The following is a 26,605-nucleotide window of genomic DNA, read 5'->3' as shown; positions in this document are numbered from 1 at the left end:
TACTATGCTTTTGTAGAGTGTTCAAATACTCCTTTGAAGTCCAAAGGAGGGTTTTTTATAAACTCTTCACATCTTTTTATATAAATCTTATATATTTTTTTATTGCTTTTGTTCTCATCTTTTTCTAAATCTTTAAAGATTTCAAGTGCTTCTATAAACTCAGAGTCTCTATATAGTTGTATAGCTTTATGATAAATATCTAGCTCTTCTTGTAGTTGCTTAGAAGCTTCACCTTTTCCATGAACTTGCCAGATTTGAGCTGGTTCTTTTTTCCCTTTTACTGTAACTAAATCAAGAAATCTAAAAATATATTTACCTTCTAGTTTTTCTTTTGTATAATTTGAGATATTAATTTTAGAGTCATAAAATTTACATAAGGATTCTAATCTAGCCCCTAGATTAATAGCATCTCCAATTACAGTATAATCACTTCTACCAACACTTCCCATCTCACCTACTACAGCAGGTCCAGTATTTAATCCAATACCTATATCAATTAGAGGTTTATTTTGTTTTTTTAAGTTTTCATTTAAATCTTTAAGTGACTCTATTTGTTCTATTGAAGCTAATAGGGCTTTATCAGCATGATTTTTTACATCAGCAGGAGCATTCCAATATGCCATAATCGCATCACCTATGTATTTATCAATAGTTCCCTCATGTTTAATAATAATATTACTCATAGGTTCCATATATTGATTTAGGTACTCAATTAGTTTTTTTGCATTAGCCATTTTTTCAGAAATTTCTGTGAAACTTCTAACATCACTAAAAAACACTGTAACTTCTTTTTCCATAGCTTCAAATTCATTACTATGTACGTTTTTTAAAAGGCTTTCCATTACTTCTTTTGATACTTTTGATGCAAACTTTTTCTTTATTGCTTCTTCTTGTTTTATCTCATAAAAATAGTCAAATAATGTAGCTAAAATTGCACCTGAAACTATGGTAAGTAGTGGAAAGAAGATATTTAAAACAATTCCGTATGTAAATAATATTTCATATAAAATAAAAGTAATTCCAACTAAAAATACTACAGATATAATAGGATTCATCCAAAAAGGACTATATTTAATTAGAAGTACAATCAAAATAGACAAGGTAAAGATTATAAAGATATTTGCCCCATCTACCCATGAAGCTTTATATATAAAATCTCCTTGAATTATATTATCAATAACATTTGCATGAACTTCTACTCCTGGAAATACTGATTCAAAAGGAGTTGCCCTAAGATCAAGTAGACCTGCTGCTGAGGTTCCTATTAGGACAATCTTTCCTTCAATGTCTTTTTTATTAAAAGTATTATTGTATACATCATTTGCAGAGATATATTTGAAAGTTTTTTCTTTTCCTCTAAAATTTACTAATAATCTACCATGTCTGTCTGTAGGAATTTCTATATTATTTAAAGCTATGGATGAGACACCTTGCTCATCATAATTTATAAATACTTTATTTGTATCAAGTAAAATTCTAAGAAGTTCTAGGCTTAATGATGGATAAATTATATCATCATATGAAATTACCAAAGGAACACTTCTTATTATTCCTGCTTCATCTGGGATATTGTTAAAAAAACCACTAGAGTAAGAGTTATCTTGAATAAGTGGAATATTCATAACAACTCCTTTTGCATTTATAAGAAAATTATCACCTATTTGTTTGTTTTTCTCTATATATATAGCAGGAATTCTTGGAGCTTCTTTATTTATAAACTCTTTATCTTGAAGTTCAAATAAGTATCCAAGAATAGTTGGAGTTGAAGCGATTGTTTTTGCAAAATCTAAATCATAGTTTGGGATATTATCTTTTTTTATATTAAGTTCATTTAGTACTTTATGAGGTGAGCTACTATCCTCTTCTGCGAACACAACATCAAAACCAATTATAGCAACTTGTGCCTCAGCCATGTTATTTAGTATTTGAGAGATTTTATTTCTAGACCAAGGCCATTGACCTAGCTCTTGTAGAGATTTTTCATCAATATCAACAATAACAACATTTTGTGATGTGGGAATTTCACCTCTTATTGTAAAGAGATAATCTCTTAGTCTATTATCAATAGAATCAGGAAGTTTTGGTAAAAAAATATATATAAATGATAAAGCAACTGAGAGTATCAATGCTACATTTATATATATAAATAGTTTTTTTAAATCAGGTTTTTTCATTTTAGAATAAAAGTTCAGATTTATCTATTTGTGCAGGTTTTAGATTTTCATTAGCATACTTTTTTAAAACTTCGTGCTCATGGAAGAACTTAAGAAGTTGACCATCTATTTCATAATCTTTTACCATAAATGATAAAATCTTAAATACTTCTGATAATCTCTTAGCATCTTTATATGGTCTATCACTTGATGTTAAAGCCTCAAATATATCTGATAAAATCATAATTCTATCTTCTAAAGTAAGGTCTTTATCACTTAATCCTCTTGGATAACCCTTTCCATTTAGTTTTTCATGATGATTTGCTGCTATATCTAAGACATTTTTATATTTTTTAGGGAAAGGAAGTTTTGATAACATTTCTAAAGAGAGTTTTGCATGATTGTTCATAATATCTTTCTCTTCTTTTGTTAGAGTACCTTTTCTGATAGAAAGATTATACTTTTCATTTTCATCAAGTATTTCTTGCTCATATCCATCTTTTATATATGTGTATTTTGAGATTTGTTCTATTCTTTTGATTTTATCATCATCCATAAATTCCCCACCAATATTAGTTTCTTCTAAGAATAGGTAGTCTTCTTCATATTGCTTGATTTGCTTTTCATAATCTTCTTTAGTAATTTCATTTTTTAAGTAGGCAATTTCACTATCTCTTTTTAAAACCTCAAATTTTTCTTTTACAAGTTTTATTCTATCTGTTATGGCATAAAGTTTTGTAGCTTTATCAATAATTGATTCAGGCATAGAGATTTTACCAATATCATGCATCCATGCTGCAATTTTTATTTGTTGGAAATCATTCTTTGTATACTTTACATCTTTATATATTGTTTCATCTTCATTAATAGCCTGAGCTAAAAGTAGAGAAATTTTTTCTACATTTGCAATGTGGTTCATTGTATGGTGAGATTTTGCATCAATTGCATGACCTATTGTAGTGATAAAACTGTTTAGAAATTCTTCTAGTGAATTAATTAGCCAGCTATTTGTAAGTGCCATTGCAGCTTGCGAAGCTAAGGCTTTTATAATCTTTTCATCTTCACTAGTAAAGGCTTTGATTTTCTCTAAAGACTCAGTTTTATTTATCAGTTGTAAAACACCAATTACATCTTTTTCATGATTTTCTAAGGGAATAACTAACATAGATTTTGATCTATATCCTGTATTATTATCAAATTTTTTAGTTCCTTGAAAATCATATTTTTCTTCATCATATACATCTGGGATATTAATGATTTCATTTTCTAGGGCACAAGTGGTTGCTACCATCTTTGTGTTTTTAGAACCATCTTCTAAATATAATGGTATTGAATCCCATTGTATTTCATCTTTTGTTCCACCCATATATATTTCTAAAGGGTCATTTTGAATTACTTTGAAATCTAAGTGTTTTCTGTCTTTTGAAAGTATATATAAGGTTCCCGCTTCACAATGAGTTAGCTCTCTTGTTAAAGTAAGAATCATTTCAAATAGCTTATCTTTGTCTATTTCACTTGATAGTTCAAGGTTTACTTCCATTATTCTTTCAAATTTATATTGACTTATTAAGTCTCTTTCATAGAGTCCTTTATCAACATGAATCACATCACCTTCTTGTAGAATTTTTCCACCATTTTTTAGTATTTCTAAGTCTTTAATCTCTTCTGCCATTTTTTTATAATAAAGAGGTTTTAGGTGATATAAAAATATTTGAATATCATCTCTTTTGAGTTGTTTTACTATTTTTGAAACAAGTTTAGGTGTTAAGTGTTTACTATCATAGGCTAACTTTTCCATGTGACTAGGAAAAGAACACTCTATTAAAACAGCTTTTATTTTGTCGTTGTTATTTATTCTATCAATCAGTTCTTGATTTTCGTACGTATCACCACTTATAATATATCCAATATGTTTGTCTTTTATTATTTCATAACCATAAGCTCCTGGAATATGATTAGCATTAAAAGCTGTGATTTGATAAGGACCAAATATTAGTGTTTGATTTGCTTCTATTTCTATAAATTCTAGTGCTTTTTTATCACTATTTAGAAGATTTATTTTAGAAAAATCTGGCCAAATTGAGTCATTGAAAGTATGTTCTTTTAGTGATTTTATAGTTTCTTTAGAAGCATAAATATATAAAGTCTCTTTTCTACTTTCAAAAAAACTTTCTATTATAAAAGGCAAATCAAGAATATGATCAGAGTGGGAATGTGTCAAAAATATATGATTTATTTTTATAGCCTCTTCACCTAAAACACTAATTACATTCCCTGCATCAATTAAAATATCTGTAAATATTTGAAATGATGTTGTTCCTGTATCTTTAGTTTTACTTCCACTTGCTCCTAATATATTTATAAAATTCACTATATTCCTTTAAATTCAAAAATTATTATATATTATAGCTTTTTTTAATAATAAAAATATTGAATGAGTGAAGTTTATATGTTATTTATTGCTATTTAGTGTATATTTTGTAAGTCTTAGACTAAAACTACTTAGTACTTGGAAGTTTTTGCTTAATCCAATCAAAGTCAAATCCATATTTTACATTATAGATATTTTTAAAGCCTTGGTAAGCTAGTAGATTTGAAGCAAGTTTTGTTCTTGAACCACTTCTACAAATAAGAATTATTTCTTTGTTTATGTCTTTTTTAGAGTATAGATAAATCTCTTTTAGAAAGTTTTTATTAAAAACCCTTTGTTTGTTTTTTTCATAAAAAATAGGGATGTTATGAGAGTCTTTAGCTCTTAGGGTATTAAACTCACGCTTTGTTCTAACATCAATTAGTATAGCACCATTTTGTTGCATTTTATATGCTTCTTGGGCACTTATGTCAGCTTTATAAAGTTTTGCAGTTTGAAAGTTTACATCATTTGAAAGTAGGGTACTTGTATAAAGTACTATTAAAATACTAAATACAAGTTTCATATTATTTTTCATCCATTGAAAAGTCATCATATGGATCCATATGAATATTTATAACCCAATCTCTTTTTTCATCAAGTTTTTTTATTCTTCTTTCTATATCATCAGTTGCTCTGTGGGCATCCATTAAGGTTATAATACAGTCAAAAACAAGATGAACTTCAACAAATGTTTGATGACCTGCTTCTCTTGTTTTAAGTAAGTGATATGTATTTACTCTGTCATTATTTCTAATAACTTTTTCAATTCCAAGAACAATTTCATCATCAACAGCTCTATCAAGTAAAACTAAAACTCCATCATGAATAAGTTCATAAGCAGAGTAAATAATAAATAAAGCAATAGCTCCACCTACAATAACATCAATTATTTCATATCCTGTAAAGTTTACTAATAAAAGTGATATTAATACAGCTGCATTTGAGTATACGTCTGTTTTATAGTGTAGTGCATCTGCTTTGATTACCATAGAGTTTGTTTTTTTAGCTATTTTATTTAAAAACATTACTAAGAAAATTGTAATAAACATAGATAATATCATTACAACTATAGATATATCCATATATTGTGACACAGAACCATCTATTGCTTTTCTTCCTGCTTGATAAAGTAAAAAAAGACCTGATATTGTAATAATAGTACCTTCTATCACAGAAGCTAAGGCTTCAACTTTTCCTCTTCCATAGTTAAAAGTTTTATCAGCAGGTTTTTCAGAGTTTGAGATTGCAAAATAGTTAAAAATAGATACGAACATATCAAGAACTGAGTCAACAGCAGAAGCAAGAACTGCAACTGAACCACTTGCAATACCTATCACAAGTTTCATAAGTGTAAGAAGTGCAGCAACAGAAGTTGAAACTACTGTTGCTCTTTTTTGTAAAGTCATAATATTAGTTGTTTTCTACAAAATCTTTGATTCTTCTAATTCCTTCTTCGATACTTGCTAAGTCTGTAGCAAAAGAGAATCTGAAATACCCTTCTGTACCAAATGCAAGTCCAGGAACAACAGCAACACCTTTGTCTTCTAAAAGTTGCTCACAAAATTTCATAGAGTTATCTGTAATTTCTTTGATATTTACAAATAAGTAAAATGCTCCTTGTGGTTCAATACAAGAAATCCCTTCAATATCATTGAAAGATTTTACAGCAATCTCTTTTCTTTCTTCAAATGCTTTTCTCATCATTTCAATGTCAGCATCTGCATGACCTTCAAGTGCAGTAATTGCTGCATGTTGAGTAATAGAGTTTACATTTGATGTAACTTGACCTTGAAGTTTAATCATAGATCTTACAAGCTCAGTTTTAGGAGTTGCTATATATCCAAATCTCCAACCAGTCATAGCAACTGATTTACTTAAACCATTAATTGTTACAGTTCTTTCAAACATATCATCACTAACACTAGCTGCTGCTGTGAACTCTTCACCATTGTACATGATTTTTTCATACATCTCATCAGAGAATACTAAAATGTCAGTACCTTTTAAAACTTCACCAATTGCTAATAACTCTTCTTTAGTATATACAGCACCAGTTGGGTTTGATGGCGAGTTTAATAACAATACTTTTGTTTTATCAGTAATAGCTGCTTTTACTTGCTGGGCAGTTACTTTAAATGAAGTAGTATCATCAGTTTCAATAAATACAGGAACACCATCAGAGTATTTTACTTGCTCAGGGTATGTAACCCAATAAGGAGCAGGAATAATTACTTCATCACCTTCTTCAATTAGTAATTGAAAAAGGTTAAATAATGAGTGTTTAGCTCCATTACTAACAACAATGTGTTCTAATGAATACTCTAAACCATGATCTCTGTTAAGTTTATTAATAATTGCTTGTTTGGTTTCGGTAATTCCTTCTACGGCAGTGTATTTAGTGTAGCCATCTTCGATAGCTTTAATAGCTGATTGTTTAATAACATCAGGAGTATTGAAATCAGGCTCACCTGCACTAAAACTTAATATGTCTTTACCTTGAGCTTTAAGCTCTCTAGCTAAGGCAGTAATTGCCATAGTAACCGATGGAGACAGATTCTCCATTCTTTTTGCAATTTTCATAAATCTTCTTCCTCACATATAATTTACATTATATTTTTATGATATAATTCGCAGATTATACAAAAATAATACTTAAGGTATAGTGTGACTTTTCAAATAAATATGGATTCTTTAAGCCTAAATGTTGAACTTTTAAATAAAAAAAGAATGAAACATTGTTATCTTAGAGTAACTTCAAAAAATAGTATTCAAATAAAGGCGAATACGTACTTCACAAAGTTTGATGCACTAAATCTAATAGAAAAAAAGAAAGACTGGATTTTAAAAGGTTTAAAAAAACTAGAAAAAAATAGTTTAAATGATGATGAGTTTTTATATTTTGGGAAAGTTCAAAAAAAATCAGATTATAATGTTAAAGATTTAGATACTTATTATAAAAACCTTTCAAAAGAGTATATTCCTTATTTAGTTGATAAACACTCAAAAAAAATGAAACTATACCCATCTTCAATAAAGTATAGAAAAAATAAAAACACTTGGGGTTCATGTAATTACAAAAATGGACTAAACTTCAATACCCAACTTTGTAAATTTCCCATAGAAGTTATGGAATATGTGGTTATACATGAATTAGCTCATATCAAGCATAAAAATCATTCAAAAAAGTTTTGGAATTTAGTTGAGATGTATTGTCCTGATTATAAAAGAAGAGAAGCTTTACTTAAGAGCTTTTTATAATTTGTCTTATCTCTTCAAGTTTTGCATGTAGCTTTTCATCTTTTATTCTATTTTGAAAAATCCCATGGGCTCTTTCATTATAAAAAGGTTCTGGTTCACTTTCTTTTTTTTCTTTAAAGGGTGAAGTAAATTCATCAAAGCTTTTTTTGTCAAAGTTTTTACTAAAAGAGTATAATTTATCATATCTAAAAACAGCTACTTCTTTTATGTCTTTAAAATCAGGAACCATTTTAGCATAGTCCATAATCATCTTTTTTTGATAGTTCAACTCACTTTGGGCAACAGGGTGTAAAACTGCAATTGAAAGTTTCTCATTTCTATAAAAAGCGAATAAAATATAGTTTAATATTTTTTTGATAAGTATCTTTTCTAAAAAATTATGAACTCTATATCTTTTTCTAACTTCTGAGAATTCTCTTTTGTTTGCTATATTAGTAAGTACATTATTTGTTGTTTTAAAAGTGCTATAATTTGGTATATTTCTATTTACTTTTTTATCTTCAAAAGTGAAAAAACTTTTTTTAAGTTCTTGTTTAAATGTTAGAAGTTCTTCTTCTTGCATGGGTGTATGTCCCCTTTAATAAGGTTTTTATTAGTATTTCTTTAGTAGCATTAAGCAAATTATATTGTACACAGGATGTAACAAAAAATATGAAATATTTAATTTACTTTATTATAGCAGGATTTATATTATCTTTTAATGGGTGTGGATACAAAGGAGATCCAGTTTATATAAACGATAGTGATAAATCTCAAAATTTAAAAGAAGAAAAAAACTAATGGTTTATGATTATATTATTATAGGTACAGGAATTGCAGGTTTAAATGCTGCAAGATTAATTCCTGAGGATAAAAAAGTTTTAATACTTTGTAAAAAAGAGCCAGTTGATTGTAATACATATTGGGCTCAAGGTGGAATAGCAAGTGCTGTAAATGATGATGATATAAAAGATCATATTCAAGATACTCTTACAGCAGGTGTTAATCACAATGACAAAAGTGCAGTTGAACTTTTAAGTGCAAAATCACAAGAAGCAGTAAAAAGCTTGATAAATTCAGGTTTACAATTTGATTTAAATTCAAAAGGTGAACTAGCTTATACAAAAGAAGCAGCTCATAGTAGAAGCAGAATTTTACATGCAGATGGTGATGCAACAGGAAGAATGATACATACTTTCTTATTATCTCAATGTAAACATGAAATAGTAAACAACACAGTAGTAAATGACTTACTAATTCAAGATGATATTTGTTATGGAGTTCAATACTTCGTAAGTGAAACAGAGCAAAAAGTAGCCTATGCTCATAATACAATTATTGCAAGTGGTGGAGTTGGATCTATTTATAGATATCATACAAATTCAACTGCAATTGCAGGTGAAATTCAAGGTATCATTTTAGAAAAAGGTTTATCTTTAAAAGATATGGAAATGATGCAGTTTCACCCAACAGTTGTAAAAGGAACACATTTTGCTAGAAAGCCACTTTTAAGTGAGGCTTTAAGAGGTGAGGGTGCTTTTATCGTTGATGAGCAAGATAATAGATTTTTATTTACTTATCACAAAGATGGGGAGTTAGCTCCACGAGATGTTGTAAGTAGATCGATTTTTGATTATCATAAAAAAACTGGTTCAAAAATATATCTATCTTTTGAAAACTTTGAAAAAGAAGCCTTTCAAAAAAGATTTCCAAATATCTATGCAAACTTAAAAGATTTAGGTTATGAATTGCCTTATGATAAAGTTCCAATTTCTCCTGCTTTTCACTATAGTATGGGAGGAATAGAAACTACACTTGATGCAAAAGTTAAAGGTATGAAAAACCTATATGCTATCGGTGAAGCAGCTTGTACGGGGGTGCATGGTGCGAACAGATTAGCTTCAAATTCTTTACTTGAAGGTGTTGTATTTTCATCGATTGCAGTTGAGGATTCTATAAAAAATAATTTTAAAATATCATATAAAAATTATATGAAAGATATAAAATCATATGTGAGAAACAAGGATATTGATAAAGAAATCAAGAACTGTTTACGAAAGTCGATGTGGGATACTGCATCAATTGTAAGAAACCCTAAAAAAATCAAGGAAACCTTAGAGTTGGTTGAAAAATATCTGCAAGAGGATGTTGGTAGACTGCTTTTTTTAAGGTTGCTTACGGCAAAATCTATTTTAACATCTGCTCAAAATAGGGAGAAATCTCTAGGAGCACACTATATCAAGGAGAATTAATGTTGAAAGTTTTACTGACTTTACTTTTCACTTCAGCAGCACTTTATGCTGGTGGTGGTGCAATTAGTACAGCTGAAACGCCAGATCTGACTATGACATGGGTCGGATTTGCATGTTTATTTATCTTCGCAATAGGTTATTACTTTGTTGCAGCAGAAGAGAAGTATGAAATCGATAAGGCAAAACCTGCTTTATTTATTGGTACGTTTATGTTTATATTAATCGCTATCTATTATGCCTTAAATGGTTTAGATGTAGGATTATTAGAAAATGAAGTTAATCACTTAATTTTAGAGATTGCAGGTATTTTCTTCTTCTTATTTGTTGCTATGACATATATTGAGTCGTTAATTCACATGGGGGTGTTTGACAGACTTAAATATAACCTTGTAACAAAGGGATATACTTATAGAAAATTATTTTGGGTAACTGGATTTATCGCATTTTTCCTTTCACCAATTGCTGATAACTTAACTACTGCTTTAATCTTAGCAACAGTTTTAATCACAATTGAAAAAGAGAGAAAAGACTTCCTTGTTCCTGGTGCTATTAATATCGTAGTTGCGGCTAATGCAGGGGGTGCATGGTCTCCATTTGGTGATATTACTACACTTATGGCATGGACAGCAGGAAAAGGTACTTTTGCTGACTTCTTATTCTTATTACCAGCTTCATTAATTGGTTATTTAGCAACAGCATTTATTTTATCTAAGTTTGTACCAGAAGAAGTTCCTTTCTTTGATGCAGAAAAAGAGAAAAAACCTGAAATGGCTGAGGGTGCTAAAGTAGTTATGGTTCTTGGTATCTTTACAATTGCAACAGCAGTATTATCTCACCAAGTATTACATTTACCTGCTATGTGGGGTATGATGTTTGGTCTTGCTGTTCTTAAAGTTTATTCTTATGGACTTAAGAAAAAGTATGGTTCAGAGCATTTTAATATCTTCCATTCAATTGCAAAAATTGAAAATAATACTTTAATGTTCTTCTTTGGTATTTTAGCCGCAGTTGGTGCATTATACTTTATTGGTTGGTTAGCATTAGCAGCAGTAGTATACGATCCAAGTGTATTAGGTCCTACATGGTCTAATATAGGTGTTGGTTTCTTATCTGCGATTGTTGATAATATTCCTGTAATGTCAGCAGTATTAAAAGCAAACCCAACAATGGGTCTTGACCAATGGATGCTAGTTACATTAACAGCTGGTGTTGGTGGATCTATGATTTCATTTGGTTCAGCTGCTGGTGTTGGAGTAATGGGTAAATTACATGGTATTTATACATTTGGTGCACATATGAAATATGCTTGGACTATTGTAATTGGATACTTTGTTTCTATCGCTGTTTGGTATTTACAATATCAAATGTTAGGAATAGGACACTAGTTTACTATTCAAATTGTAAAACTATAAAGGTTTGGCTTTTTAGCCAAGCCTTTTTTTATGCTTAAAAAATTCACTTAACTATAAATTTACCTCTACTTGGATATAATCTGCTCTTATTAATGATTTTATTTAATCACATAGAGGATATAAAAATATGAAACATGTACCAATAGTAGTTTTAGATTTTGGTAGTCAATATACACAAATTATTGCTAGAAAACTTAGAGAATCTGGTGTATATTCTGAGATAGTACCTTATTCTGAAAGTATTGAAGATATTATGGCAAGAACTCCTAAGGGAATTATCCTTTCAGGTGGTCCAGCGTCAGTTTATGCAGAAGATTCATATCACCCAGATGCAACTGTATTTGAGCTTGGACTTCCAATTCTAGGAATCTGTTATGGTATGCAGCTTATTTCTCAACACTTTGGTGGATCTGTTATTCCAGCTGATCACCATGAGTATGGAAAAGCTAAACTAAACTTTGAAAAGCAATCTGATATTTTCAAAGATACAACAGATGGTCAAACTGTATGGATGTCTCACGGAGATAGAGTTGAAAAAATTCCTTCAGGATTTGAAAAAATCGCTACTTCTGAAAACTCTCCTTATGCAGCTATTGCTGATCTTGATAGATTAATTTATGCATTCCAATTCCACCCTGAAGTTTACCATTCAGATGAGGGTTCTAAACTTCTTAAAAACTTCGCAAAACATATTTGTGGATGTGAATCTACATGGAATATGGGTTCATTTGCAAAAGAGCAAATCAAAAAAATCCAAGACCAAGTAGGATCTAAAAAAGTATTATGTGGTGTATCAGGTGGTGTTGACTCATCTGTTGTTGCTACACTTTTAGCAGAAGCTATTGGTGACCAACTAATCCCTGTATTTGTTGATAATGGACTTTTAAGAGCAAACGAAAGACCACAAGTTGAAGCTATGTTTAAATCAAGAGGTGTTCCTTTAATCACTGTTGATGCTAGTGAAACTTTCCTTTCAAGACTTGAAGGTGTTACTGACCCTGAAACAAAAAGAAAAATCATTGGTGAGACTTTCATCGAAGTATTTGATGTAGAAGCTAAAAAGCACGATGGTATTGAGTTTTTAGCACAAGGTACTTTATATACAGATGTTATTGAGTCTGTATCTGTAAAAGGACCTTCAAAAACTATCAAATCTCACCACAATGTAGGTGGTTTACCTGATTGGATGACATTTGAGTTAATCGAGCCTTTAAGAGAAATCTTCAAAGATGAAGTAAGACTTTTAGGCTTAGAGCTTGGACTTCCAAAAGATATGATTGGAAGACATCCTTTCCCTGGACCAGGACTTGCTATTAGAGTTATGGGAGATGTAAATAAGCCTGACTTAGAGCTTTTAAGAAAAGCTGATACTATTATGTTAGACGTATTACATGCTACTGGATTATATGATAAAACATGGCAAGCATTTACAGTTTTACTAAACGTAAAATCAGTAGGTGTTATGGGTGATAACAGAACTTACGATAACACAGTTTGTGTTAGAATCGTAGAAGCAACTGACGGTATGACAGCAACATTTGCTCATATCCCTCATGATATTTTAGAAACAATCTCAAGAAGAATCATCAATGAAGTTGATGGAATCAACAGAGTTGTTTATGATATATCTTCAAAACCACCAGCAACTATCGAGTGGGAATAATATTTTTGCCGTAATTTCGGCGCATCTTTCACCAAAGTATGACTTCGATGTACTTGTAGTACACCTTTGTCATACCTTGGCAAAATCTACATAAAACTTCTTAGAAATTTCCAATCTGATTTTAAGTTCATTTTTTATTTTCTGCTTTATTTATTCTAAGCACTACAGTAATATTTTTTCTTTCTTGAACTCTAGTATATCATTTTGATAAGCTATTACTGATATACATTAATAGTCTAACATTGAAAATTATATCAGATATATAAATTATGATAAAAATATTACATATAGTAATATATTATTTAAAAAAATCCTAGAAATAGCTTATTTAAGGACTTTATATCAATTTAGTATCTTATCATAAAAAATGTAGTACTATTAGGTGCTTTTATATATTATTTATATATAATGCAGTACTAATAATTAGTTATGTATATAAAATGGAGTAATATGAAAAAAAACGTATTGGACTAACTGAGATAGTTTTAACTGCAATATTTACATCACTTGCAACACTAGTCTCGTCATATTTTTTAATGAACTATCAACTAGAATCTGAACAAGAATATTGGAAAAATAGAATGAAACAGGAAAGGCTACAAGAATTATTGAATAGAAAAGTTAACTTATTAGAAGAAATAAATTCTGGAATATTAGTATTAGAAGTTCTAGCAAAAGATTATAAATTATCACAAGCTGAACTATCAGCTAATATAGATATATGTAAAAATAATATTCTTGATTGTAATCCAAAATTTAATAATAATGTTCTAAAGAAAACCTTTACATATCATAAGCATATGAACCTATTATCATCAAAAACTCAAATGTTGCTACTTTATTTTGAGAATAGCGTTGTATCACTAATTCCTAAACTGCATAAAGCAATAGAATTAAACTATAATGCAAAAAATGTAGAAAAAAAAGAAAGTAAAAATGATAATAAATATACAAAGTATTTCAACAAAGATTTTAATACGATAAAAGATTTAAGCAATGCAAGACTTGAAATATTAAAAGCAATGATTGATGATATAAAGAAAACATCGGATTTACTTTATAATTAGATACATAACAAAACAGAGGAGAGGAACGAGTAACCCAGCGAATATTTAAGCATTAATTAGCTTGAATATATTGGTTATTTAAAATAAATCAGCAAACTGATTGAGGGTTACATCGTCCCTCACTTCAGTCGTTATATAAGTGAACTTTTAAATATTAAAATACCTAAATTTAAAGGAAGTAAAATATGGAAGAAAAAGACTTTCATGATTTAAAAAGCATGTATGGTGAAGTTGGAGCTAGAGATTTTTACGAGAAGTCATGTTTGTCAATTTTAGAATCAAAGTATCAAAATGCACATACGGTTAAAGCAGGATATAAAGGTGATGGAGGGATAGATATTTATATTGGTGACCTAGGCATTAATCCAATTGATATTTATCAATGTAAATATTTTCTTAATAATTTAAATGATTCACAAAAACAACAAATTAAAAAATCTCTTATTCGTGCAATTGAACATGAAGATTATAATTTAACTGCATGGTATCTCTGTTTACCGAAAGATTTAACCAAAGATGAGATTATTTGGTTTAATAAAATGAAAAAAAGTATTATTGAACAATATAAACTTAATAATATTGTTATTGACTATAAAGAGGGAAGCACTTTAATTAATTATGCAAAACAAGAAAAGGTATATTCTTCAATATTTAATATACAAGAAGCTTTGCAAATACATGAAATACATCAACATACAGTTCCAAATAATAAATTTGTAAATATTGACTTAACTAATTTTAGCCCACCTTCATTAAAAAATATAAATATTTTTTTAAAAAAATATGATAATAGTTTATCTCCAAATGAATTGAAATATATAAATTTTCTTTTTCAAGAGTTATTATTAAATGCACAAAAACATGGCTATGCAAATGATGTACAAATAATAAAACAACAAAATTCTTTTATATTCATTGATGATGGTAAAAGATTTAATCCATTAATTGAATTATCAAAAAAAACTGGTGGAGGTAGTTACACCATAAACCATATAAAAAATAATATAAAGGAATTATCATTAGAATACAAATATAAAGATAATAGAAATGAATTAATAATTACATTTGAAAATAATAGAAATTTGATTAATGAGGATTGTATAGTAATGATTCAAGGAGATGAACTATTTCATTTTGAAATTAGGAATACTTTAATTGATGAAATTATAAAAAAATCTAAAAATAATGAATGTGAAGACTTTGTTATAGATGTAATAGAAAGTCAAATGGCAATTAGTCATAAAGCTGAAATTATTAATAGAATTATGAATGACACAACATGTAATATAGTTTTTAAAATAAGAAATCAAGATATTTTCTTTAAAAATTATATAGAAGGATTTGCAGAACACTATGGTATTATAGATAGAATTAAAGTAGAGCACGTATAAAACTATATAACAAATCGTTGGAAGAAAAACAAGGTTACGTTACAAAAATTATAAGCATTTACTCTATAAAGTCAGATATATTAAAGAGTAAATAAATCTTGTATAAATCCACCGTTGTTTTTCAACTATGACGTTATATATAGGAGCAAATGTAAATGGCAATGTGGAGAACTTCAGATTATGAAGAAATAAAGAATTCAATTTTAAAAGAGCAATATAAAAATAGGAAAAATAGGGGTCAGGTCATGAATTTCCACTTTTAAAACTAAATTCACAATTCAACACCTAACACCTTAGTTTAATTGACAATTTGAATAAAATTGAATACAATAGTATTAGTAAATATTCAAAGGATATACTATGAAAACAGTAACTATGAGAGTAGATGATTCAGTTTATGATATGATAAAACTTGCAGCTGAAGGTCAAAAAAGAAATCTTTCAAATTTCATAGAGTTTGCAACAATACAATACTTAACATCATCACAATTTGTAGAGAATGATGAGATGGCTGAAATAATGGATGATAAAGAACTAGTTCAAAATCTAATGAATGGTTTAGATGACTTTAAAAATGGTGATTACACAATTGTCTAAGTATCAAATTGCTGAAACTAAAACTTTTGAAAAAGTTAAAAAAAAGATAGATAAAAAGCTATATTCAAAAATTGTAAACTTTGTTTATCCTCAGCTTAGAGAAAATCCTTTTTATGGAACAAATATTAAAAAGTTAAAAGATAATCTTGAAGGTTATTATAGATATAGGATTGGAAATTATAGACTTTTTTATCTTATCGAAGATGATAAACTAATTATTGCAGTTGTTGATTTTAAACATAGATAACAAGCTTATGATTAGCACTCCCCTGAAATAGGTCAGGTGTTGAGTTTCCAATTTCTATAAACCATTATAATTCAAAATCTAATGGACAAAGATTAGAGTAAATTATGACTGCACCAAAACAAGAAGCAAAAAAGATCATTAGAAAATAAAACTATTAAAAATTCAATTTTTTATTAACAACAAAACTACCTTAAGGAATAAACTATCTCAAAACAAGAAAAAAAACACTATCACTTTAAGATGTTTAAACCACATGGCTGTTTAAGTCAGTTTGTTCAAGAAAAGATGAAAAACAAAAGCCTACTTGGTGATTTTTACGACTTTCCCAAAGGAACTATGGCTATTGGTAGGTTAGACCATGATTCAGAAGGCTTACTATTACTTACAACTGATGGTGTAACAAGTCATAAGGTAAGAAACAAATCTATAGAAAAAGAGTATTACGCTCAAGTTGATGGAGTGATTACAGAAGAAGCAGTATCGAAGCTACAAAATGGTGTGGAGATTACTGTAAGTGGGAAAAAGTATCTAACACTTCCTTGTAAATCCTTTGCTTTAAAAGGTGAGCCTAACTTGCCTAATCGTGGACGTAATATTCGTGATTCAAGACATGGTCCAACTAGTTGGGTATCTATTACGGTATGCGAGGGTAAAAAACGTCAGGTTAGAAAAATGACTGCTGCTGTTGGCTTTCCTACTTTGAGATTAGTTAGAGTTCGAATTGGTGATATTCATATTGATGATTTGTTACCTGCAGAAGTTGTTTGTCTACCTGATGTTAATGATGCATTAAATTAATAAAAAAGAAAAATATAAAATATACTCTTTAAATAAAATAACTTGAAGTCAAAATCGATATAATATTTGTATAAGATAATAAAAAGGGGTTTTCATGTTAAGTTCATTAGATAAAAATAAAAATGGAAATAAAGTTTTAAAAAATGTTATTCAGCAATTTGCAGTATTTTATACAGGTGACGATAGCGTATATGCTATAAATATTGCAAAAGTAAAAGCTTTTATAATTACTTCTGATGTCTCTATAAATGATACCCCCTCAGATAGTGATGTCATCGCAGGAATTGCAACCATAAGAGGTGAACCTATAACATTAGTAAATTTAGATGTTTGGTTAGGAAATAAAGCCCGAGATATCTCTGAGTATAAACTTATTGTTTATTGTGAGTTTAGTAATAAAAAAGTAGGTTTATTAGTAAAAGATATGGTAAATATTATCGAGAAAGCTACAAATGAACTAAGATATTCAGAAGAGAGAACTTCCAAAGTTACGAATACAACATATGTAGATATTGAGAAAGAACCTATTTTATGTACTGTTTTTAATGCAGAGCAACTTCTTCAAGATATTGGTTTAGAAAAAAATGTAACAAAAGAAATACAAAAGTATGAAAATGTTGTATTAGAATCAAAAAAGAAGATACTAGTTGCAGAAGATTCAGCTATTGCTAGAAGTGTAATTATTGATTTCTTAGAAAAAATAAAAGCAAATTATGAAATATACAATGACGGTAAATCACTTATAAACAGAGTAGAAAATATTAATTTAGATGATGTTGGTGTAATTATTAGCGATATTGAAATGCCTGGTGCAGATGGTTATGAGGTTGCCTCTTTTATAAAACAAAATAGTAAATATTCAAACATTCCAGTGATAATAAACTCTTCAATGACAACAAATGCAGTAAAAAGTAGAATGGCTCAAATAGGTGTTGATAGTTTTGTTGGTAAAACTGATATTGATAGACTTTACACTGTTATCAAAAACCATTTAGAATAGAGTGAATTTTGATAAAAAAAGTAATACCTTTTGTAAGTGATATAGATGAAGTTTCAACTTCTCTATGGTTAAAGTACTTACAAAAAGAAATGATAGAGTATAAAATAGTACCCTTTAAAGATTTATCAGAAACTCAAATACAAAATGCCCAAGTTGCAATAGTAGCAAACCCAAAGCCCTCAGAAATAGCTCAAATGAAAAACTTAGTTTGGGTTCAAAGTCTTTGGGCGGGAGTTGAAAAACTTCTTTTAGACATTCCAAATGCTTCTTTTAAAATAGCTCGTATGACAGACCCCATACTAGCAGATACTATGGCTCAATCAGTTTTAGCATGGACTTTATACTTACATAAAAATATGCCTTTATATAGAAAACAACAAAGCCAAAAACTATGGAAACAACACTTAGAATTACTTCCTGAAGAGAAAAATATTTTGATTTTAGGTTTAGGTAAATTAGGTCTTAAAAGTGCTTTAAAACTTAAAAGTAATGGTTTTAGTGTATCTGGATGGGCTAGAACTAAAAAAGATATTGATGGTATTACTATTTATCATGGAAATGAGGGTTTAAAGCAATCTTTGAAAAGTGCTGATATAGTAGTTTGTTTATTACCTCTTACAAGTGAAACAAAGAACTTATTAAATAAAGAAAAACTAGATTTACTTAAATCAAGTGCTAGTCTTATCAACTTTGCAAGAGGTGCAATTATTGATTACGATTATTTACTTGAAAAAATTGAAAAAGCTGAATTGTCTCATGCTGTTTTAGATGTATTTCACGAGGAACCACTGCATAAAGACTCTGCTTTATGGGAAAATGAAAATATTACAGTCTTACCTCATATTTCAGCTCCTACAAATATGAGAAGTGCTTCAAAAATAGCTGCTAAGCATATCTGTGAGTATTATGATAAGGGAATAAATCCAAGCTTTGTAGATGAAAAAAAAGGCTATTAAAGAAAAATTGTATTTTGATTAAGATGAAATATTAAAAACTTTGTTATACTCAGTAATAACGCGAAAACATTAGTTTTTAGGGCATTTGGTATATTCCTTTTATTAGAGATTATTAATTGTTCTATTTATTAAATAGAAAAAAGGAAATAAATGGCTAAACCAAACTACAACTACGAAAAAAGAGCTCGAGAGATAGAAAAACAAAAGAAAAAAGAAGAAAAACGTCTTAAGAAACAAGCTGCAAAAGAAAACAAAGATCCTGAAGATTCTACTGAATCACAAGAATAATAAAAGAGAAATAAAATGCTTGATATGGTAATCGCATCTTTTTTAAAAATCTGGCACATAATACCGATAATTATTGGTATTATACTATTTAGAAAGTTACTAAATTCAAAAGACAAAAAACGAAGAATTAAAATTAGTGAAGAACATGAAAAACAAGGTTTAAGTTTACAATCTCGTGTAGGTAAAAAATACGAAGATTTAGGGTATGAGATTTCATATGATAAAGAACAAGGGCTAGATGTATACTGTTTCAAAGCCAATAAAATACTACTTATAAAATGTAATAATGCAAATGAATCAAAATCAATCTTAGCAGAAGATATAAAAGATTTTATTAATGATGCAAAGAATTATATTAAAACAAATGATTTAGATGATAAAGAAGTAGAGTTTAGATATGCGATAGTTTATCCTGCTGTATTGCATAAATCTGCAATGAAAATACTATCTAATGATTCTTACAACTGCAAATATATAGTTGTTTAAAAGGGAGTTTATTTCCCTTTTAAGTCTTTTATAAGTTGATATGCTTGGTTTATTTCTTGAGTTTTTGCTGTAGCTTCTTCTATGTAAGCTTCATCTTTATTTTGTGAACTTATTATATCTGGATGGTATTCTCTTATTAGTTTTCTATAAGCTTTTTTGATTGTATTCATATCATCACTTTCACTTACACCTAAAATTTTATAGGCTTCTTGCGGATTCATAGTTTGCTGTTTATTTTTCATCTTATTTTCAAAGTTTCTTATGATAGATTCATATATTTCTGTTGAAATTCCAAGTTCATTTGTGATGATTCTTAAGACTTTATCTTCATCTTTACTTATTCCATTATCTATAAAGGCAAGTTGAATCAAAAAACCTACAAATTGTTTTCTTTTATGTAAACCTTTACCTAACAACTGATTTAAAGATTGTGCTATCTCTTTTGTATCATCTTCTTTTTGTTTTTCTTCATTGAAGATTTCTTTCATGATAGCTCTTGTTTTGTCTTTTTCATCAAAAACTTTTGTTATATCATCAAACATCATACTGATTAGTTGCGCTTCAAGTTCATCAACTCTTCCATCTGCCTTTGCAACTTTTGCTACAAGTGCTATAAAGTGTCCAAGTTCACTTGCTCTAAATACCTCTTTTGAAGCTGATAGTTTATTTAGCTTTTTTCTTGCATAAATTTTATATACTCTAAATGCCACATATAAAGAAGCAATAATTGAAAGAGTAATAAAAAAATTAACAATAAAGGCATAGTAAAATATCACTAAAAGTACTGCTATGAATATCCATTTTTTTAAGTTCATTTATCCGTCCGTAGTTATGTTTATAAAATTATATCTTCTTAACCTTATTTTTTTAATTTTGCTGTTTATTTTTGATGATATAATAGAAAAAAACTTATGGAATAAAGAAAAATGAAGATTTCATATCATAGAAGAAGAAAAATAAAAACAAGAAGAATAGCTTTGCGTGAGCTTATAAATAGAGGAATTGAAGAGCCAAAAGATTTAGCAAAAGAGTTAAAGGTTACAGTACCTACTATAAAAAGAGATTTAGAAGCCTTAGAAACTATGAGTGAAGAGGATTTCACTTTTCAAAAAAAGTCAACATCACAACAAGTACTTGAAAAAAAAGATGTGATTTTACGTATGCTAGATGATGAAGAATATTATACTTCAAGTGGAGATATAAATATATCAAAGATAACAAGTGAACTTAAAACAAGTAGAGCTACAGTAATGTCAGTTTTGAATGGTGAATAATACTATAAATAGAATTTTTTCACTATAATATATCTAATACACGAGAAACTCAAAGATTATTATTTATTATAAATAATCCTAGTTTTCAACTGCTAAAACTATAAGGAATACTTTATATGAATAACACTTCTAATTATAGTGCAAAACTATTTATGCTAAATAAACCAAAAGGCTATTTAGTTACACGATCTGATGATTTAAAAAGAAAAACTGTTTATGATATCTTACCTTCTTGGGCTTATGATAATCAATGGATGCCAATAGGACGTTTGGATTTAGAATCAAAAGGCCTTTTGTTATTTAGTCAAGATGGACAGATAAACAATGCCCTAACAAAACCAGGAAGTTGTGTGAAGATATATGAAATATGGCTTAGAGGTCATGTGACAGAAGATCATATCTCTCAAGCTTTAAAAGGTGTTGAAAGTAAATATGGTTTACTAAAGGCTTTAAAAGTTGAAAAAATTGGTATGGGTGGAGCAAAGACAAAACTAAGAGTTCAAATAGATGAGGGTAAAAATAGACATATAAGAAGACTTTTTGGAAGTTTAAAAGACCCCAAGTTTGGTACACCTTTAAAGGTTGTAACCTTAACTCGTGTAAGTATTGGCTCATTAAAATTAGATATTAAAAGTGGTGAACATAGGTTTTTGTCTCTTGAAGAAGAAAAACTACTTTTAAAAAATTTAAAAAATTGATATATAAAAAAGGATAGAAAATGAAAATAGCAATTCCAGTAAAAGATGAAAACTTAAACTTTTTTGCAAATGCAGGACATACTCCAAAGTTTGCAGTTTATACTATGGCAGGGAATGGTATGTTTAAATCGTTTAATCTAAATGAAATAAAACAAAATCCAAGAAATGATATAGACCATGATAATCCTGAAGAAGATCATGCTTGTAATCACTCTTCTGATGATGCAGATCATATTGAACAGCACAATAAAATGGGAAGAGTTTTAAATGAGTGTGATTATATAGTAGTTAAAACTGCTTGTAAAAATACGGCAAGGTCATTTACAAGTGAAGGTATAAAGATAGTTAAATATAATGGTGAGTCTTTTGAAGTACCAAAAATTTTAAATGAATTATCATCTAAATTTGTATAATCAAGGATAAAAAGAGAAATATCTCTTTTCATCTTTGTTTTTCCTTATTTCTTAAAAAATAAACTACTAATTTATGCTATAATACGCAAAACGTTTCCAAACTATTTAGGAGTATCAAATCAAAATAGCAAACACCTTATTTAATAAAGATAGATTAGACCTTATTCAAAAATTTTCAGATGATAATTTTGAAGAGAAAGTAGAAAAGAATTTACAAGAGCTCATAGCAAATGGTTCAGAGTCTTTAAAATCAATGATAAAACTTTTTACACTAATAGATAATGCCCATGAAATGCAAATCAAGCCAAATGAAGCTTCTTATAATATAGGAAATAGAACTATTGAACTAATAAATACCTCAGAACAGTTAGCAAATGCTATGAAAACTATTGAGAAAACTCCTTTTGTAGCTTTTGATAGTGAGCAAAAACCTACATTTAAAAAAGGTGAGGCCTCGCATGGTATTTCTATCATCCAACTTGCAACAAAATCAAAATGTTATATTATTCAAACAAAACAAGTAAGGGATTTAAAGCCTTTAATAGCTATCTTAGAAGATGAAAATATAATAAAAGTAGGTAGTGGTTTAAGAGGTGATAAAGAAGCCCTTTTTAGACAGTTTAGATTAAAATTAAAATCAACAATTGATTTAGAAAATGTCTTCAAAAGCTTATCTTCAAAAAACCAATTAGGTGCAAAAAGAGCAGCTCTAATAATCTTAGATAAAAATCTCCAAAAATCAAAAAAAATGTCAAAGTCAAATTGGGAATCAAAAGATTTAAGTACAAGTCAAATCAAATATGCCTCTGAAGATACTACAGTTATATACGATGTATTAATTCAGATTTTAAAAGAGTATCCTTTTACAATTGAAGTTATGCCTTCATTCTTTCAAGAACAATATCAAAAGAGTTGTATTTAAAACTCTTTTTTTATAAATTTTGACTACAATTCCATCTTCAAAGGAATTTAATGTCAGAAAATACAAATAATTTATCATTTTTTAAGTCCATAGACAAAGGCATACTTTTTATGCTTCTGAGTACTTTAATCGGTGCATTAAACGGAGCAGTTGCAAAGTTTTTATCTCAAAGCATGGATCCTATGGAGATTGTTTTTTATAGGAATTTTTTAGGGGTTTTAATCGTTCTTTATAGTCTGAAAAAAGTAACTGTTTCTTTTGATACATCAAAGGTTCATTTATTACTTTTAAGAGGAGTATTTGGAGCTCTTGCTATGGTTTTATTCTTCTATACAATTGCTACAATACCCTTAGGTGAAGCTGTTGTTTTAAATAAAACTTCGCCATTTTTTGTAACAATACTTGCATATTATCTAATGAAAGAAACAATAAGTCTTAGAACATTTTTTGCTTTAATTATTGGTTTTTTAGGAATTATATTTATTATGAAACCTTTTGGTGTCGAGGTATCATTTGAACATATCTTAGGTGTTTTAGGTGGTTTTTTTGCAGCAGCAGCTTATGCAACTATCAAAAGAATAAAAGAAATATATGATGCAAGGCTTATTATGCTTTCATTTATGGGTGTTGGAATGATTATTCCTATTGCTTTATTTTTTACTCCTTATGCTGATTTTAAACTACATACTGACCCTTTTATTTGGGGATTGATTTGTTTTATGGCTATCATCTCAACTGCTTCACAATGGTTTTTAACTCGTGCATATAGTTTAAGTAAGGCAAGTATTATTGGAGTTGTAAGTTACTCAAATATACCATTTGCTATTGGTTTTGGTGTTATTTTAGGTGACTCAATACCTGATATGTATACATTCATAGGAATTTCACTTATTGTTTTAGGTGGTATTTTAGTTAGTAAGAAGTAGTTTAATTTGAAGCTATTATTTCATTTCTTGGAATAATAGGTTCAACTATACTATATAAAAATCTATTTTTGTTAAATACAGTTTTTGAAATAATAGCAACAAGCTTTCCATTTTGAAATACTCCTCCACCACTATTTGAGGGAATTGCCAGACAAGTACTTCTAATCTCTACTTTTTTTGTAAGATCTGTTAAATCAAGAGTAAGATTAAGTCCTGCTATACTGTTTTTAGCCTCATAAAATTTACAGTTTTTTTCTTTTAGTGGAGTTGTATAAAATCTTCCTACTTTTGACATAGAGTAGTATTTAAAAACGCCTGTTTTATTTAAATCAAGTCTTCCTATTTTTAATTTAGAATTAGTTTTTGTTTTTATATAGTCAAGGTCAAAATGAAGATTCTTTGAATCTTTGATATTACAGTGTTTTGCTGTGTATATTTTATTGTTTGCATGTATGCCATTGCAGTTTTTAAACTTTTTGATGTAGGTATATTTTTTGTTTATTAAAGGGTTTTCTGTATTGATATTTATATATTTTGGAATATCTTGTAAGCTATTTTTGGGATGTATATATTTTGGCAATAAGTTTTTTATATTTTTATCAATCATATTGATATTATCATTCATAGCTTCTACTGTAAAATCAGGGTTGGGATTTTGTAGTAAAATAGTTTTGAATTTTACTAAACAAGTTCTTGTAGATTTTAAATACAGATATGATAATCGGATATTATCACTAAACTGTTTTACTTTCTCATATCTTTCTACACAATCCTCCCAAGTAAAAGCATAAATAATATTGCAATTTAAAAGTAAAACGCAAATCATTAAATATAACTTTTTCATAATATTTAGTATACTCTTTTTCTATATATATTTAAAATGAAAGATATAAATTAAAAATTTTGTTTAAGGTTAATGATGAAGATAGATATCCCGGGAAGAGAAGTACTAGAGATAAAAAATATTGTTTTTGATTATAATGGCACTATTGCTATTGATGGAAAACTAATAGAAGGTGTATCTGAAATTATAAATGAACTTTCAAGTAGTTTTAGCTTTTATGTGATAACAGCTGATACCTATGGAAGCGTACAAAAAGAGCTTGAGAATACAAAATGTGATGTGATTACAATAGGCAAGAATACACAGGATAAGAGTAAGTTAGAGTTTATTGAAAGTATTGGTGCAAAGAATACTTTAAGTGTTGGAAATGGACGAAATGATAAGTTTATGTTAAAGCATTCAGTATTAGGTATTGCCATACTACAAGATGAGGGATTATGTACTGAAACTCTACTAAATTCTGATATTTTAGTTAAGAGTATTTTTGATGTTTTTGCATACTTAAAAGATGAAAATAGATTGATCGCTACTTTAAGAAATTAGAAATATAACAAAATTACTACTTTATTGCTACAATCCTTTTATATAATCTTTTTGGCTTATATAAAAGGCGAAGTTATAAGAGTTTATAAACTTCTAATCATATTTAAACAAACACTATAAAGAAAGTCATCATGTTATTTGAAAAAAATTTTAAGCTTGAACAATTAGAAGTACAAGAAGATATAATAATAAACTTTAGACACAATGATAACTATGGAAAAAAGCCATTACTTTTATTACATGGTTTTCCTCAGACTCATGTGATGTGGCATCACATAGCAAATGAATTAAATTTAAATTACCATATAGTTTGTCCTGATTTAAGAGGTTATGGTGATAGCTCAAAACCTAACTCAAAAGATGAAAGCCATGAACTTTATAGTAAAAAAAATATGAGTAAAGATATTATAACCTTGATGAAACACTTAGGATATGATAAGTTTTTCGCAGCAGGTCATGATAGGGGAGCTAGAGTTTTACATAGAATGACTAAAGATTATTCTTCTATGATTGAAAAAGCTTGTATGCTTGATATTGTTCCAACTGATTATATGTTTAAAAATACTAACCAAGATTTTGCTACAGGCTATTATCACTGGTATTTTTTAATTCAGCCAAATGATTTACCTGAAAATATGATTGCTGGCAATCCTAAGTATTATCTAATGGAAAAACTTTTTAGATGGAGTGCAAATAACTCAACTTTCAAAAAAGAAGCTGTTGATGAATATATAAGATGTTTTAAAACTTATGAAGATATTCATGCAACATGTGAAGATTATAGGGCTGCTGCTACTATTGATTTGGAAGATGATGAAAAAGACTTATCAAAAAAAATCGAAATGCCTTTACTTGTTCTGTGGGGAGCACAAGGTTTCATAGAAAAAACTTACGATGTAGTAGATGTTTGGAAACAGTATGCTTCAAATATTGAAGGCAAAAGTTTAGACTGTGGTCACTTTTTAGCAGAAGAATCAGCAACACAAGTAATAGAAGAGTTTAGGAAGTTTTTTAAATAGACTTTT

Annotated in this window: 28 protein-coding genes; 20 read left to right on the top strand and 8 right to left on the bottom strand. The window is 28.5% G+C overall.

Going from position 1 to position 26,605, the window contains the following annotated elements; all coding sequences use genetic code 11:
- Window positions 1–2: 2 nt before the first annotated feature.
- From NJU99_RS09785 to NJU99_RS09765, 5 genes are all read right to left on the bottom strand, one after another.
- Window positions 3–2,174, bottom strand: coding sequence for a CHASE2 domain-containing protein (locus NJU99_RS09785; RefSeq protein WP_254575736.1), 2,172 nt, complete (start codon window positions 2,172–2,174; stop codon window positions 3–5).
- A 1-nt stretch (window position 2,175) separates the two neighbouring features.
- Window positions 2,176–4,524: an HD domain-containing phosphohydrolase gene (locus NJU99_RS09780; RefSeq protein WP_254575735.1), complete on the bottom strand. Its 2,349-nt coding sequence runs from the start codon at window positions 4,522–4,524 to the stop codon at window positions 2,176–2,178.
- 127 nt (window positions 4,525–4,651) lie between these two features.
- Window positions 4,652–5,119 carry a rhodanese-like domain-containing protein gene (locus NJU99_RS09775; RefSeq protein ID WP_254575734.1) on the bottom strand — a complete coding sequence of 156 codons (468 nt, stop codon included), beginning with the start codon at window positions 5,117–5,119 and terminating at the stop codon, window positions 4,652–4,654.
- On the bottom strand, window positions 5,091–5,972 hold the full coding sequence (locus tag NJU99_RS09770) for a cation diffusion facilitator family transporter (protein ID WP_254575733.1): 882 nt from the start codon (window positions 5,970–5,972) through the stop codon (window positions 5,091–5,093). The genes NJU99_RS09775 and NJU99_RS09770 overlap by 29 nt, the downstream gene beginning before the upstream one ends.
- Window positions 5,973–5,976: 4 nt before the next feature.
- The gene (locus tag NJU99_RS09765; RefSeq protein WP_254575732.1) at window positions 5,977–7,146 is read right to left on the bottom strand and encodes a pyridoxal phosphate-dependent aminotransferase; all 1,170 of its coding nucleotides are present in this window, start codon (window positions 7,144–7,146) and stop codon (window positions 5,977–5,979) included.
- A gap of 84 nt (window positions 7,147–7,230) precedes the next feature.
- Here NJU99_RS09765 and NJU99_RS09760 point away from each other — a divergent pair, with 84 nt between their 5' ends.
- Window positions 7,231–7,824, top strand: coding sequence for a M48 family metallopeptidase (locus NJU99_RS09760; RefSeq protein ID WP_254575731.1), 594 nt, complete (start codon window positions 7,231–7,233; stop codon window positions 7,822–7,824).
- Here NJU99_RS09760 and NJU99_RS09755 read toward each other — a convergent pair.
- Complete coding sequence (locus NJU99_RS09755; protein WP_254575730.1) at window positions 7,808–8,386, bottom strand: DUF721 domain-containing protein; 579 nt, start codon at window positions 8,384–8,386, stop codon at window positions 7,808–7,810. The genes NJU99_RS09760 and NJU99_RS09755 overlap by 17 nt on opposite strands.
- Window positions 8,387–8,603: 217 nt before the next feature.
- On the opposite strand from NJU99_RS09755, the gene NJU99_RS09750 reads away from it, so the two are divergent.
- The 12 genes from NJU99_RS09750 to NJU99_RS09695 all read left to right on the top strand — a co-directional run bounded on the left by NJU99_RS09750 (window position 8,604) and on the right by NJU99_RS09695 (window position 19,960).
- A complete protein-coding gene (locus NJU99_RS09750) occupies window positions 8,604–10,055 on the top strand; it encodes an L-aspartate oxidase (protein WP_254575729.1) in 1,452 nt (483 codons plus the stop codon).
- Window positions 10,055–11,440, top strand: coding sequence for a sodium:proton antiporter NhaD (gene nhaD / locus NJU99_RS09745; protein WP_254575728.1), 1,386 nt, complete (start codon window positions 10,055–10,057; stop codon window positions 11,438–11,440). Before NJU99_RS09750 ends, nhaD begins: the two co-directional genes overlap by 1 nt.
- 154 nt (window positions 11,441–11,594) lie before the next feature.
- A complete protein-coding gene (guaA, locus tag NJU99_RS09740; protein ID WP_254575727.1) occupies window positions 11,595–13,130 on the top strand; it encodes a glutamine-hydrolyzing GMP synthase in 1,536 nt (511 codons plus the stop codon).
- Window positions 13,131–13,738: 608 nt separating this feature from the next.
- Window positions 13,739–14,197, top strand: a complete 459-nt coding sequence (locus NJU99_RS09735; protein ID WP_254575726.1) for a hypothetical protein — start codon at window positions 13,739–13,741, stop codon at window positions 14,195–14,197.
- Between the two features lie 185 nt (window positions 14,198–14,382).
- Window positions 14,383–15,588: a hypothetical protein gene (locus NJU99_RS09730; RefSeq protein WP_254575725.1), complete on the top strand. Its 1,206-nt coding sequence runs from the start codon at window positions 14,383–14,385 to the stop codon at window positions 15,586–15,588.
- 360 nt (window positions 15,589–15,948) lie between these two features.
- On the top strand, window positions 15,949–16,185 hold the full coding sequence (locus NJU99_RS09725; RefSeq protein WP_254575724.1) for a CopG family transcriptional regulator: 237 nt from the start codon (window positions 15,949–15,951) through the stop codon (window positions 16,183–16,185).
- Window positions 16,178–16,432 carry a type II toxin-antitoxin system RelE family toxin gene (locus tag NJU99_RS09720; RefSeq protein ID WP_254575723.1) on the top strand — a complete coding sequence of 85 codons (255 nt, stop codon included), beginning with the start codon at window positions 16,178–16,180 and terminating at the stop codon, window positions 16,430–16,432. Before NJU99_RS09725 ends, NJU99_RS09720 begins: the two co-directional genes overlap by 8 nt.
- Window positions 16,433–16,672: 240 nt before the next feature.
- Window positions 16,673–17,230, top strand: coding sequence for a pseudouridine synthase (locus tag NJU99_RS09715; RefSeq protein WP_283256423.1), 558 nt, complete (start codon window positions 16,673–16,675; stop codon window positions 17,228–17,230).
- A 94-nt stretch (window positions 17,231–17,324) separates the two neighbouring features.
- Window positions 17,325–18,230: a chemotaxis protein CheV gene (locus NJU99_RS09710; RefSeq protein WP_254575721.1), complete on the top strand. Its 906-nt coding sequence runs from the start codon at window positions 17,325–17,327 to the stop codon at window positions 18,228–18,230.
- A gap of 8 nt (window positions 18,231–18,238) precedes the next feature.
- Window positions 18,239–19,186: an NAD(P)-dependent oxidoreductase gene (locus NJU99_RS09705; RefSeq protein ID WP_254575720.1), complete on the top strand. Its 948-nt coding sequence runs from the start codon at window positions 18,239–18,241 to the stop codon at window positions 19,184–19,186.
- Window positions 19,187–19,336: 150 nt separating this feature from the next.
- On the top strand, window positions 19,337–19,474 hold the full coding sequence (locus NJU99_RS09700; RefSeq protein WP_254575719.1) for a hypothetical protein: 138 nt from the start codon (window positions 19,337–19,339) through the stop codon (window positions 19,472–19,474).
- A gap of 15 nt (window positions 19,475–19,489) precedes the next feature.
- The gene (locus tag NJU99_RS09695) at window positions 19,490–19,960 is read left to right on the top strand and encodes a hypothetical protein (protein ID WP_254575718.1); all 471 of its coding nucleotides are present in this window, start codon (window positions 19,490–19,492) and stop codon (window positions 19,958–19,960) included.
- Between the two features lie 8 nt (window positions 19,961–19,968).
- On the opposite strand, the gene NJU99_RS09690 is transcribed toward NJU99_RS09695, so the two are convergent.
- On the bottom strand, window positions 19,969–20,775 hold the full coding sequence (locus NJU99_RS09690) for a DnaJ domain-containing protein (protein WP_254575717.1): 807 nt from the start codon (window positions 20,773–20,775) through the stop codon (window positions 19,969–19,971).
- Between the two features lie 111 nt (window positions 20,776–20,886).
- Here NJU99_RS09690 and NJU99_RS09685 point away from each other — a divergent pair, with 111 nt between their 5' ends.
- The 5 genes from NJU99_RS09685 (at window position 20,887) to NJU99_RS09665 (ending at window position 24,193) form a co-directional block, all read left to right on the top strand.
- Complete coding sequence (locus tag NJU99_RS09685) at window positions 20,887–21,234, top strand: hypothetical protein (RefSeq protein ID WP_254575716.1); 348 nt, start codon at window positions 20,887–20,889, stop codon at window positions 21,232–21,234.
- Between the two features lie 116 nt (window positions 21,235–21,350).
- A complete protein-coding gene (locus NJU99_RS09680; RefSeq protein ID WP_254575715.1) occupies window positions 21,351–21,932 on the top strand; it encodes a pseudouridine synthase in 582 nt (193 codons plus the stop codon).
- 20 nt (window positions 21,933–21,952) lie between these two features.
- Window positions 21,953–22,345, top strand: coding sequence for a NifB/NifX family molybdenum-iron cluster-binding protein (locus NJU99_RS09675; protein ID WP_254575714.1), 393 nt, complete (start codon window positions 21,953–21,955; stop codon window positions 22,343–22,345).
- Window positions 22,346–22,598: 253 nt separating this feature from the next.
- Window positions 22,599–23,267 (top strand): 3'-5' exonuclease, encoded by a 669-nt coding sequence (locus NJU99_RS09670; protein ID WP_254575713.1) that lies wholly within the window; start codon window positions 22,599–22,601, stop codon window positions 23,265–23,267.
- A 50-nt stretch (window positions 23,268–23,317) separates the two neighbouring features.
- Window positions 23,318–24,193: a DMT family transporter gene (locus tag NJU99_RS09665; RefSeq protein WP_254575712.1), complete on the top strand. Its 876-nt coding sequence runs from the start codon at window positions 23,318–23,320 to the stop codon at window positions 24,191–24,193.
- A gap of 1 nt (window position 24,194) precedes the next feature.
- Here NJU99_RS09665 and NJU99_RS09660 read toward each other — a convergent pair whose 3' ends face one another.
- Window positions 24,195–25,037: a hypothetical protein gene (locus NJU99_RS09660; RefSeq protein ID WP_254575711.1), complete on the bottom strand. Its 843-nt coding sequence runs from the start codon at window positions 25,035–25,037 to the stop codon at window positions 24,195–24,197.
- Window positions 25,038–25,112: 75 nt separating this feature from the next.
- Between NJU99_RS09660 and NJU99_RS09655 the strand changes: the two genes are divergently transcribed.
- Both NJU99_RS09655 and NJU99_RS09650 read left to right on the top strand, forming a co-directional pair.
- Complete coding sequence (locus tag NJU99_RS09655) at window positions 25,113–25,580, top strand: HAD family hydrolase (protein WP_254575710.1); 468 nt, start codon at window positions 25,113–25,115, stop codon at window positions 25,578–25,580.
- Between the two features lie 131 nt (window positions 25,581–25,711).
- The gene (locus NJU99_RS09650) at window positions 25,712–26,599 is read left to right on the top strand and encodes an alpha/beta fold hydrolase (protein WP_254575709.1); all 888 of its coding nucleotides are present in this window, start codon (window positions 25,712–25,714) and stop codon (window positions 26,597–26,599) included.
- The last annotated feature ends 6 nt before the right edge of the window (window positions 26,600–26,605 follow it).

This window comes from Arcobacter roscoffensis (assembly GCF_024267655.1).
In the GTDB taxonomy this organism is placed as follows: domain Bacteria; phylum Campylobacterota; class Campylobacteria; order Campylobacterales; family Arcobacteraceae; genus Arcobacter_B; species Arcobacter_B roscoffensis.
The sequence above is the reverse complement of the archived record's forward strand: the minus strand, read 5'-3'. Positions and strand labels throughout refer to the sequence as shown.

Excerpts from the sequence above, each read along its gene's own strand:
- NJU99_RS09785 (WP_254575736.1), bottom strand. The coding sequence starts at position 2,174 with ATGAAAAAACCTGATTTAAAAAAACTATTTATATATATAAATGTAGCA.
- NJU99_RS09775 (WP_254575734.1), bottom strand. The coding sequence starts at position 5,119 with ATGATGACTTTTCAATGGATGAAAAATAATATGAAACTTGTATTTAGT.
- NJU99_RS09770 (WP_254575733.1), bottom strand. The coding sequence starts at position 5,972 with ATGACTTTACAAAAAAGAGCAACAGTAGTTTCAACTTCTGTTGCTGCA.
- NJU99_RS09765 (WP_254575732.1), bottom strand. The coding sequence starts at position 7,146 with ATGAAAATTGCAAAAAGAATGGAGAATCTGTCTCCATCGGTTACTATG.
- NJU99_RS09755 (WP_254575730.1), bottom strand. The coding sequence starts at position 8,386 with ATGCAAGAAGAAGAACTTCTAACATTTAAACAAGAACTTAAAAAAAGT.
- NJU99_RS09750 (WP_254575729.1), top strand. The coding sequence starts at position 8,604 with ATGGTTTATGATTATATTATTATAGGTACAGGAATTGCAGGTTTAAAT.
- nhaD (WP_254575728.1), top strand. The coding sequence starts at position 10,055 with ATGTTGAAAGTTTTACTGACTTTACTTTTCACTTCAGCAGCACTTTAT.
- guaA (WP_254575727.1), top strand. The coding sequence starts at position 11,595 with ATGAAACATGTACCAATAGTAGTTTTAGATTTTGGTAGTCAATATACA.
- NJU99_RS09730 (WP_254575725.1), top strand. The coding sequence starts at position 14,383 with ATGGAAGAAAAAGACTTTCATGATTTAAAAAGCATGTATGGTGAAGTT.
- NJU99_RS09725 (WP_254575724.1), top strand. The coding sequence starts at position 15,949 with ATGAAAACAGTAACTATGAGAGTAGATGATTCAGTTTATGATATGATA.
- NJU99_RS09715 (WP_283256423.1), top strand. The coding sequence starts at position 16,673 with ATGTTTAAACCACATGGCTGTTTAAGTCAGTTTGTTCAAGAAAAGATG.
- NJU99_RS09710 (WP_254575721.1), top strand. The coding sequence starts at position 17,325 with ATGTTAAGTTCATTAGATAAAAATAAAAATGGAAATAAAGTTTTAAAA.
- NJU99_RS09700 (WP_254575719.1), top strand. The coding sequence starts at position 19,337 with ATGGCTAAACCAAACTACAACTACGAAAAAAGAGCTCGAGAGATAGAA.
- NJU99_RS09695 (WP_254575718.1), top strand. The coding sequence starts at position 19,490 with ATGCTTGATATGGTAATCGCATCTTTTTTAAAAATCTGGCACATAATA.
- NJU99_RS09690 (WP_254575717.1), bottom strand. The coding sequence starts at position 20,775 with ATGAACTTAAAAAAATGGATATTCATAGCAGTACTTTTAGTGATATTT.
- NJU99_RS09685 (WP_254575716.1), top strand. The coding sequence starts at position 20,887 with ATGAAGATTTCATATCATAGAAGAAGAAAAATAAAAACAAGAAGAATA.
- NJU99_RS09680 (WP_254575715.1), top strand. The coding sequence starts at position 21,351 with ATGAATAACACTTCTAATTATAGTGCAAAACTATTTATGCTAAATAAA.
- NJU99_RS09675 (WP_254575714.1), top strand. The coding sequence starts at position 21,953 with ATGAAAATAGCAATTCCAGTAAAAGATGAAAACTTAAACTTTTTTGCA.
- NJU99_RS09670 (WP_254575713.1), top strand. The coding sequence starts at position 22,599 with ATGATAAAACTTTTTACACTAATAGATAATGCCCATGAAATGCAAATC.
- NJU99_RS09665 (WP_254575712.1), top strand. The coding sequence starts at position 23,318 with ATGTCAGAAAATACAAATAATTTATCATTTTTTAAGTCCATAGACAAA.
- NJU99_RS09660 (WP_254575711.1), bottom strand. The coding sequence starts at position 25,037 with ATGAAAAAGTTATATTTAATGATTTGCGTTTTACTTTTAAATTGCAAT.
- NJU99_RS09655 (WP_254575710.1), top strand. The coding sequence starts at position 25,113 with ATGAAGATAGATATCCCGGGAAGAGAAGTACTAGAGATAAAAAATATT.
- NJU99_RS09650 (WP_254575709.1), top strand. The coding sequence starts at position 25,712 with ATGTTATTTGAAAAAAATTTTAAGCTTGAACAATTAGAAGTACAAGAA.